The 5,407-nt window shown below is 68.7% G+C and carries 4 protein-coding genes; 3 read left to right on the top strand and 1 reads right to left on the bottom strand.

What is annotated here, in order from left to right; genetic code table 11:
* Positions 1–285: 285 nt before the first annotated feature.
* Positions 286–690, bottom strand: coding sequence for a DUF5319 family protein (locus ACRDU5_RS01125; RefSeq protein ID WP_526612381.1), 405 nt, complete (start codon positions 688–690; stop codon positions 286–288).
* A gap of 154 nt (positions 691–844) precedes the next feature.
* Here ACRDU5_RS01125 and guaB point away from each other — a divergent pair, with 154 nt between their 5' ends.
* The 3 genes from guaB to ACRDU5_RS01140 form a co-directional block, all read left to right on the top strand.
* The gene (guaB, locus tag ACRDU5_RS01130) at positions 845–2,386 is read left to right on the top strand and encodes an IMP dehydrogenase (protein ID WP_526612382.1); all 1,542 of its coding nucleotides are present in this window, start codon (positions 845–847) and stop codon (positions 2,384–2,386) included.
* Positions 2,387–2,405: 19 nt separating this feature from the next.
* The gene (locus tag ACRDU5_RS01135) at positions 2,406–3,533 is read left to right on the top strand and encodes a GuaB3 family IMP dehydrogenase-related protein (protein WP_526612384.1); all 1,128 of its coding nucleotides are present in this window, start codon (positions 2,406–2,408) and stop codon (positions 3,531–3,533) included.
* 148 nt (positions 3,534–3,681) lie between these two features.
* On the top strand, positions 3,682–5,407 hold a 1,726-nt coding region (locus ACRDU5_RS01140), incomplete at its 3' end, for a GMC oxidoreductase (protein ID WP_526612383.1).

The raw sequence follows: 5,407 nt of genomic DNA on the forward strand, positions 1-5,407 counted from the left end.
ACACCGGAACCCGGCCGCCGAGGGCGTCGAGCAGCGGATCGCCTATCGGATCGACTATTGGCCCGCCGTTGCCCTTCCAGCTCTCGATGCGCGCCGCCCGCACAGGAGGCGCCGCCTGCGCCTGCGCCTAAGCCCCCGCCGGCACTAGCGCCTGCGCCCCCGCCGGCGCAAGAGCCCGCGGAGGAGGAAAAGCCTGCGGAGGAACCGGTCCTGGAGGAGGACCCGACCACGACCACCGCGGCTGTAGAAAAACCCCGCAAGCGCGGGGAGTGACCTGCTCAGCTGTTAGCGATAGCCGTCGGATTCCGAAGTCGCCTCGTTGAGCGACGCATCGGCGTAGCCGCGGCAATAATCCCAGGTCACGTAGGCATCGGGCTCGGGATCGTAGGCCGGTTCGTGCGGGCGCACGGTGCCGTCGACCAGTAGCTGCAGCAGGTTGGCGCGCAACATGTCCCAGTCGTGGTAGTGGTCCTGCTGGCATTCGTCACAGCACACCACGAGACCGCGAATTCCCTTGTGCGCCAATAGTGCTTCGTACACCGCCAGGTCCGCCAGGTCGGCTTCCACCGCGGTCCGCTCCTGGGGGTCCAGCGGCTGGCCGGGTTCGAGTGCGTCGAGTGCCCCGGTGGGGTCGCACGGGTCATCGGCGAACGGATCCGGCGGCAAACCAGGCGGCAGGTGGTCTCGCACGTCTCCACACTACGCAGCCGCACAGCCGTCGCGCCAGCCGTTCGCCACCCACCCGCGGGGATGTCCAACGAGCCGTGTGGGGCCCAGTTATCGACGGGGATGCCGATAGAATCAAAGGAGATCTGGACTGTGCTTGTCACTGGAGGCTCCACCCATGTCGATCGCTGAAAGCGCCATCCCCATCGCCGTCCCGGTGCCGACCGGGGGCGACGATCCCACCAAGGTCGCCATGCTCGGGCTGACCTTCGACGATGTGCTGCTGCTGCCCGCCGCCTCCGATGTGGTGCCCGCCACCGCGGACACCTCCAGCCAGCTCACTCGGCGGATCCGGCTGAAAGTGCCGTTGGTCAGCTCCGCGATGGACACCGTCACCGAGTCTCGGATGGCGATCGCGATGGCCCGCGCCGGCGGCATGGGGGTGCTGCACCGCAATCTGCCGGTCGCCGAGCAGGCCGGCCAGGTGGAAACGGTCAAGCGGTCGGAGGCCGGCATGGTCACCGACCCGGTGACCTGCTCGCCGGACAACACCCTGGCCGAGGTCGACGCGATGTGCGCGCGGTTCCGGATCTCCGGCCTGCCCGTCGTCGACGACACCGGTGCACTCGTCGGCATCATCACCAACCGCGACATGCGTTTCGAGGTCGACCAGAACAAACCGGTCTCCGAGGTGATGACCAAGGCGCCGCTGATCACCGCGCGCGAAGGCGTGACCGCCGATGCCGCGCTGGGCCTGTTGCGCCGCAACAAGATTGAGAAACTGCCGATTGTCGACGGTCACGGGCGGCTGACCGGGCTGATCACCGTCAAGGACTTCGTCAAAACCGAGCAGCACCCGTTGGCCACCAAGGACAGCGACGGCCGGCTCCTGGTCGGCGCCGCGCTCGGGGTGGGCCCCGACGCGTGGACACGGGCGATGACGCTGGCCGACTCCGGGGCGGACGTGCTGGTCGTCGACACCGCGCACGCCCACAACCGGGTGGTGCTGGACATGGTCAGCAAGCTCAAGCGGGAGGTGGGCCACCGCGTCGACGTGATCGGCGGCAACGTCGCCACCCGCGCCGCGGCGGCCGCACTCGTCGAGGCCGGCGCCGACGCGGTGAAGGTGGGCGTGGGCCCCGGCTCGATCTGCACCACCCGCGTGGTGGCCGGGGTCGGGGCACCGCAGATCACGGCGATCCTGGAAGCGGTGGCGGCGTGTTCCCCGTCGGGAGTGCCGGTGATCGCCGACGGCGGCCTGCAGTACTCCGGCGACATCGCCAAGGCGCTGGCGGCCGGCGCGTCCACGACGATGCTGGGCTCGCTGCTGGCCGGCACCGCCGAGGCGCCCGGTGAGTTGATCTTCGTCAACGGCAAGCAGTTCAAGAGCTACCGCGGCATGGGCTCGCTGGCGGCGATGCAGGGTCGCGGCTCCGCGAAGTCCTATTCCAAGGACCGCTATTTCGCCGACGATGCGCTCAGCGAGGACAAGCTGGTGCCCGAGGGCATCGAGGGCCGGGTGCCGTTCCGCGGTCCGCTCTCGACGGTGATCCATCAACTCACCGGCGGACTGCGCGCGGCCATGGGCTACACCGGTTCGGCCACCATCGAGCAGCTGCAGCAGGCGCAGTTCGTGCGGATCACCGCGGCGGGCCTGAAGGAGAGCCACCCGCACGACATCACGATGACCGTCGAAGCGCCGAACTACGCCTCCGGCTAGGGGCCTGACGATGCGCGACTTGGTCGAAATAGGTATGGGCCGCACTGCCCGTCGCACCTTCGAACTCGACGACATCAACATCGTTCCGTCCCGGCGCACCCGGTCCTCCCAGGACGTGTCGACGGCATGGCAGCTCGACGCCTACCGGTTCGAGATCCCGGTGCTGAGCCATCCCACCGATGCGCTGGTGTCGCCGGAGTTCGCCATCGAATTGGGCCGCCTCGGCGGCCTCGGCGTGCTGAACGGCGAGGGACTGATTGGCCGGCACGCCGACATCGCGGCGAAGATCGCCCAAGTCGTCGAGGCCGCGGAGAAGGAGCCGGAGCCCTCGGCGGCGATTCGCCTTCTGCAGCAACTACATTCGGCTCCGCTTGACCCCGACCTGCTCGGCGCCGCGGTGGCGCAGATTCGCGACGCCGGGGTGACCACCGCGGTCCGGGTGAGCCCGCAGAACGCGCAGGCGTTGACCCCGGCGCTGGTGGCCGCGGGGATCGACCTGCTGGTCATCCATGGCACGATCGTGTCCGCCGAACGTGTCGCCAGCGACGGTGAGCCGCTGAACCTGAAGACGTTCATCTCCGCGCTGGACGTGCCGGTGGTGGCCGGCGGGGTACTGGACCATCGCACCGCGCTGCACCTGATGCGCACCGGCGCGGCCGGGGTGATCGTGGGCTACGGCTCCACCAGCGGCGTGACCACCAGCGACGAGGTGCTCGGCATCAGCGTGCCGATGGCCACCGCGATCGCCGACGCCGCCGCCGCGCGGCGCGAGTATCTCGACGAGACCGGCGGCCGGTACGTGCACGTGCTGGCCGACGGCGACATCCACAGCTCGGGCGATCTGGCAAAGGCCATCGCGTGCGGAGCGGACGCGGTGGTGCTGGGCACCCCGCTGGCGCTTTCCGCCGAAGCCCTCGGCGACGGCTGGTTCTGGCCGGCCGCCGCCGCCCACCCATCGCTGCCCCGCGGGGCGCTGCTGCAAGTGGCAATCGGGGAGCGGCCGCCGCTACGGCAGGTGCTGACCGGTCCGTCCGACGACCCGTTCGGTTCGCTGAACCTGGTCGGCGGGTTGCGCCGCTCGATGGCCAAGGCCGGCTACTGCGACCTGAAGGAATTCCAGAAGGTCGGCCTGGCAGTAGGAAGCTAGGAAGCTGATCCCGGCGAGCAGACGCAAAAGCGCGTGTCGCGTCGGCGTGTCGGGGAACTTTGCGACTGCTCGCGCTGGAGGGTGACCCGCCGCGCCGGGACGGCGACCCGGGCTGGTAGTTACTGGTGGGTAAGTTCATACTGAGTCGATGCAGCCTGACTATGACGTTCTGATCATCGGGTCGGGTTTCGGGGGCAGCGTCACCGCCTTGCGGCTGACCGAGAAGGGCTATCGGATTGGGGTGCTGGAAGCCGGCCGCCGATTCACCGACGAGGAGTTCGCCAAGACCTCCTGGAACCTGCGCAAGTTTCTCTGGATGCCGAAGCTGGGGATGTACGGCATTCAACGGATCCACCTGCTGCGCAACGTGATGATCCTGGCCGGCGCGGGGGTCGGCGGCGGATCGCTGAACTACGCCAACACTCTGTATGTGCCGCCGGAGCCGTTCTTCGCCGACAAGCAGTGGTCGCACATCACCGATTGGCGCGCCGAGTTGATGCCGCACTACGACCAGGCACAGCGAATGCTCGGCGTGGTCAAGAACCCGACCTTCACCGACGCCGACCGGATCGTCAAAGAGGTCGCCGACGACATGGGGGTCGGTGACACCTGGGTGCCCACCCCGGTCGGGGTGTTCTTCGGACCGGACGGCACGAAGACGCCGGGTCAGACCGTGCCCGATCCGTACTTCGGCGGCGCCGGGCCCGACCGCACCGGTTGTATCGAATGCGGCTCCTGCATGACCGGCTGCCGCTACGGCGCGAAGAACACGCTGGTGAAGAACTACCTGGGCCTGGCGGAATCGGCTGGCGCAGAAGTACATCCGATGACCACTGTGACGGGCTTCCAAGAGCGCCCCGACGGTGTCTGGGAGGTGCGCACGGCGCGGACCGGGCGTTGGGTGCGCCGCAAGCGCCGGACGTTCACCGCCACTCACGTGGTGCTCGCGGCGGGCACGTTCGGAACCCAGAAGTTGCTGTTCAAGATGCGCGACAAGGGCAAGCTGCCCAAGCTGTCCGACAAGCTCGGGGTGTTGACGCGCACCAATTCGGAGTCGATCGTCGGCGCCGCCACGCTCACGGTCGCGCCGGATCTTGATCTGACGCACGGCGTGGCCATCACGTCGTCGATCCACCCGAGCTCCGACACCCATGTCGAGTCGGTCCGCTACGGCAAGGGCTCCAACGCGATGGGGATGCTGCAGACGCTGATGACCGACGGCGCCGGACCGCAGGGCACCGACGTCCCGCGCTGGAAGCAGTTGTTGGATCAAGCCCGCGAGGACCCGCGCGGCATCCTGCGGATGCTCAACCCGAGTCGCTGGAGCGAGCGCACGGTGATCGCGCTGGTGATGCAGCATCTGGATAACTCGATCACCACGTTCACCAAGCGCGGCAAGCTGGGTTTCCGCCGGTATTCCAGCAGGCAGGGGCACGGCGAGCCCAACCCGACGTGGATTCCGGTCGGTAACGAGGTGACCCGCCGCATCGCGAAGAAGATCGACGGCGTGGCCGGCGGCACTTGGGGTGAGCTGTTCAATATCCCGCTGACCGCCCACTTCCTCGGCGGCGCGGCGATCGGCGACAGCCCCGAGCACGGCGTGATCGACCCGTATCAGCGGGTCTACGGCTACCCGACGCTGTCGGTGGCCGACGGTGCGGCGGTCTCGGCGAACCTGGGTGTCAACCCGTCGCTGAGCATCACCGCACAGGCCGAACGGGCCGCGTCGCTGTGGCCGAACAAGGGCCAGAACGATCTGCGACCGCAGCAGGGCCAGGCCTACAAACGACTCGCGCCGATCCCGCCCGAGCATCCCGTCGTGCCGGCCGACGCGCCCGGGGCGTTGCGGCTGCCGATCGAACCGGGCGAACCGG

Origin of the sequence: Mycobacterium sp. (genome assembly GCF_050701515.1) — a bacterium.
Taxonomy (GTDB): domain Bacteria; phylum Actinomycetota; class Actinomycetes; order Mycobacteriales; family Mycobacteriaceae; genus Mycobacterium.